This is a genomic window from Streptomyces sp. NPDC111802 (genome assembly GCF_055634335.1).
This window is the reverse complement of sequence record NZ_JBVKCZ010000158.1, coordinates 1-3,712: the sequence shown is the minus strand read 5'-3', so window position 1 is coordinate 3,712 and position 3,712 is coordinate 1. Positions and strand designations below refer to the sequence as shown.

At 67.1% G+C, this 3,712-nt stretch carries 2 protein-coding genes and 2 pseudogenes; 3 read left to right on the top strand and 1 reads right to left on the bottom strand.

The window, feature by feature from the left end; translation table 11 throughout:
• Positions 1–69 precede the first annotated feature (69 nt).
• The 3 genes and pseudogenes from ACZ7NC_RS44830 to ACZ7NC_RS44820 form a co-directional block, all read left to right on the top strand.
• Positions 70–552, top strand: coding sequence for a hypothetical protein (locus ACZ7NC_RS44830; RefSeq protein ID WP_471498030.1), 483 nt, complete (start codon positions 70–72; stop codon positions 550–552).
• Positions 553–758: 206 nt separating this feature from the next.
• Positions 759–1,618 (top strand): annotated as a pseudogene (locus tag ACZ7NC_RS44825) (transposase); the annotation flags it as partial.
• 342 nt (positions 1,619–1,960) lie between these two features.
• A pseudogene (locus tag ACZ7NC_RS44820) lies at positions 1,961–2,612 on the top strand (IS5 family transposase); the annotation flags it as partial.
• A gap of 332 nt (positions 2,613–2,944) precedes the next feature.
• Here the strand turns inward: ACZ7NC_RS44820 and ACZ7NC_RS44815 are convergent.
• Positions 2,945–3,268, bottom strand: coding sequence for a DUF6415 family natural product biosynthesis protein (locus tag ACZ7NC_RS44815; RefSeq protein WP_471498027.1), 324 nt, complete (start codon positions 3,266–3,268; stop codon positions 2,945–2,947).
• Positions 3,269–3,712 lie beyond the last annotated feature (444 nt).

Below are 3,712 nucleotides of genomic sequence, written 5' to 3'. Positions count from 1 at the left end.
CGGCACGCCCCGGGATCCGGCGGCGTGCGGACGTGGGCACAAGCCGTGCCCGTGAGTCGAAGGAGAGATATGCGGTACATGCACAAGACCGGTATCGCGGTTGCCGGGGCGGTATCTGTCCTGGCCACCCTCGCCCCCGCCGCCGGAGCCTTGGCCCCGGCAGAGGAGGTTCCCGTGGTCGACACATCCAACGAGGTCGCCGACCTCGTGGAGGTAGGGGACGGCGCGGAGATCGAGAGCTGCTACGGCGGTACCTACTGGGGGCACAGGGCCCGCGCAAAGTGCGGCAGCCACGTCCTGAAGGTCAACTGGAACGCCCACCAGGACCGCACCGTCGACGAGGTCTTCGCGATTGCCTCAAGTGGGAAGATCTACCATGTCTGGAAGAACTCCGGCGGCTGGAAGGAGATGCCGAACTCCGGACGCGCCGTCGACACCGTCCACGCCTACTGGGGCCACGGGGGCCGTACTGTCGTCGTTAAGGCCGCCGGTGGCAGCCACTGGCGCAGCACCTACAAGTCCAACGCCTGGCGCGGCTGGTACGCCGCCTAGAAACCCGCCCGGCGAAGACCACGCGCTCCTGGCGGATTCCAGAAGTCGTCGCAACACGTGGTCGGTTGATCAGGCCGCGAGCGAGCGGTTTATGCAGACGCTCGACTGGGGTTTCCCAGTCGGGCGTTTGCGCGGGCGGCAGTTCAGATACAGGCTCTGAACTTGTCGTTTAACGTCCGGCGTCGAACGCGGTTCGAACTTGATCAGTGTTTTCGCAGTTCGGCGGACGTGTAGGCGGCCTTCGTCTGATCCTGTGCTCCGCCACAGAGTGGATCAGCGCGAAGGCCGTGGTCGTGAGTTTGGTGCATCAGGGCGTCCTGGGGGATGCGTTCGCGGAAGTGTCACGCTTCCGGTCGGAGCTGTACGCGTGTCTGACTGTGCGGGGCGACGCATTGCTGTGTTCGGAAGGGCCGGTGCGGACGCTGGTCGATCTCGCGCTCGCGCCTGAACACCGCCGTGGTCACGGGGCTCTGTATGGCGGGCTGAACCAGGGGCGGATCGATGTCGCACGGCTGCGTCGTGCCCTGGTCGCGGTGCCGCTACCGAGGGCGCCGGATGGTCGGCTGATCCTGGCCGTGGACGTCTCGCCGTGGCTGCGGCCGGACGCCAACACATGTGCTGACCGGGCCTTTGCCACACGTTCGGCCGGGGCGAGGACCAGATGGTGTCCGGCTGGCCTTACTCGGTGGTGGCCGCGCTGGAGACCAGCCGCACGTCCTGGACGGCGGTGCTGGACGCGGTCCGCCTGGAGCCCGGCGCCGACGTCGCCGCGGTGACCACCGTGCAGATCCGAGAGGTCGTCGAGCGGCTGGTCGCCGCCGGCCAGTGGCGGCCGGGCGACCCGGAGGTCCTGGTCGTGCTGGAGGCCGGATACGACGCCCCGTGCATCGCTCACCTGCTCGCAGGGCTTCCCGTCGAGATCCTCGGCCGGCTCCGGTCGGACCGCGTGATGCGCCGGACGACACCGCCCCGGGTCTACGACCCCAAGGGTGGCCGACCGCCCAAGCACGGCGGCGAGTTCGTCTTCGGTGATCCCGCCACCTGGGGTGTCGAGCAGTCCGTGACGGCCACGGAGACCCGGCTCTATGGGAAGGCCACCGCGCAGGCATGGGACCGGCTGCACCCGCGGCTGACCCGCCGGGCCGCATGGTTTGACCACGACAGCCCGCTGCCCATCATCGAGGGCACCGTCATCCGCCTGGTCGTGGAGAAGCTGCCCAGCGGTGGGTCAACAAGCCCGTACGGCATGTGGTGGTCGGGCACCGGCGCCACCGAAGCGGACCTCGACCGCTACTGGCCGTCCTTCCTCCGCCGCTTCGACGTCGAGCACACGTTTCGCCTGTTCAAGCAGACACTCGGGTGGACCAAACCCCGGCTTCGTAGCCCGGAAGCGGCAGACCGGTGGACGTGGCTCTACCTGCCGCACGACTTCCCACCGCGGGAGACGGTCTACGGCTTCTTCGGCGCCTGGCAGAAGGAGGCGTCTTCGACCGGCTCAAGGGCCTGCCGCGGTGCCTGGTCCGGGAGGCCGAAGACCGCAACGCCGAACCGAGCGCCTGCGTGCTGGACGCTCAGAGCGTCAAAACCTCCGCCAACGTTCCTGCGGCCGGCCAGGCATCGACGCAGGCAAGAAAATTTGCAGGTCCCAAGCGCCACATCGGCGTCGACCCCCTCGGCCTGCTGCTGGCCGTCTGGGTGACCGCCGAGCGCCTCCGACAACACCGGCAGCATCCACTAGCTCTCCCAGATCTCCGCCGCAACCTCTCGCGTGACCAAGGCGTGGGCCGACACCAGCTATCGAAAGAAAGCCATCGACCACGGCGCCCGCCTCGGAATCGACGTCGAAGTCGTCCCACCCGACCCCGGCGTCAAAGAGTTCAAGGTGCCTCCCCGGCGCTGGACCGTCGAGCGAACCTTCGGCTGGTTGATGCACCACCCCCGTCTCGGACGCGACTACGAGACCCACTCCCACCCCTCCGAAGCCATAATCCACGTCGCGATGACCGACCTCATAAGCCGACGACTCACCCGAGAATCCACCCCCGAACTGGCGCGACACCTCAACCTCGAACCAAACAACCCCGCCGGGACAAAACACTCTTGGACTGCTGCCTCCTGAACGGAGCGGTTAGCTGATTGGCAGCGATCTGGCGTGCAGGGCAGCCGAGCCGCTCACCCCCCCCGGTAGCGGATATGTGCAGTGCACGGCACTACGCGAGCCTGCTCGATCGGTGGCAGGAGCAGGCGCAGCGGCTCTGCAGGAGGATGCCGACCCCGTGGGGGAGGGGGATGTCTTCGAGCTGGTGGCAGCTGTCGTGCAGGTCCTTGTATCCGGCCCGCTTCGCCAGTTGGCATTCGGTGGACAGGGGTGGCGCCTCAGATATGGGCGAGGTCATGATGACGCACTGTTGAGGCGTTCGTAGTGGTCGCACAGGGCATTCAGGCACCGGGCCAGGAGCCGGGCATGGGCCACGCGGGTCTGCAGTGCAGGATGCGGCGTGACGCCCAGCCTCCGACGGGCCTCGCCGACACAGGCGAGTGCGCAGTACCACTGCGTGCTGCTGGGCCGCGGCCCAGCAGCACGCTCAACCTCCGCCAGGATCAACTGGAGATGCCCGCGCAAGGCTAGGGCGAGAGTGTCGAGCTCACCGACCGTAGGTGGCAGAGCCTCGGAGCCGTCATCAGGACCGAGGACGCGCAGCGCACTCTCCCGCATGATCTGAAGATCCAGCGGTGCCTGATCTTGAGCTCTGACAGCCGATGTGGGGACTGCAGCCGGCCCATGTCGGCTTACCTTCAAAGCCTTGACCTCATCCCTGGAGGTAGCCGCCAGGGATGGGCTCTTGCCGCTCTCACTGCCCGGTATGAGATGCACGCTCCCGGGCGGTCTGAGCCTTTCGTACGCAGGCAAGGATAAACATCTCCCTGATACGCGGTCAGGACACAGCGTTTGCACTGCACTTGACGCCTGAAGCCATTATCCACGCCGAAGGCGTCTCCGTGCAATTTCACGGGAAATTGCGCGAGTGGTGTCGACGCAGAGCACGTGGTGCGGTCCGGGTCCCCTGGGGCGACGGGGCGTACGCGTGGCGGAACGTGAGCAAGGAGAGTGCAGTGCCAACAGCATCGAACGGCATGCGGGCAAGCTCGTTGGGCGTCC

Excerpts from the sequence above, each read along its gene's own strand:
- ACZ7NC_RS44830 (WP_471498030.1), top strand. The coding sequence starts at position 70 with ATGCGGTACATGCACAAGACCGGTATCGCGGTTGCCGGGGCGGTATCT.
- ACZ7NC_RS44815 (WP_471498027.1), bottom strand. The coding sequence starts at position 3,268 with ATGCGGGAGAGTGCGCTGCGCGTCCTCGGTCCTGATGACGGCTCCGAG.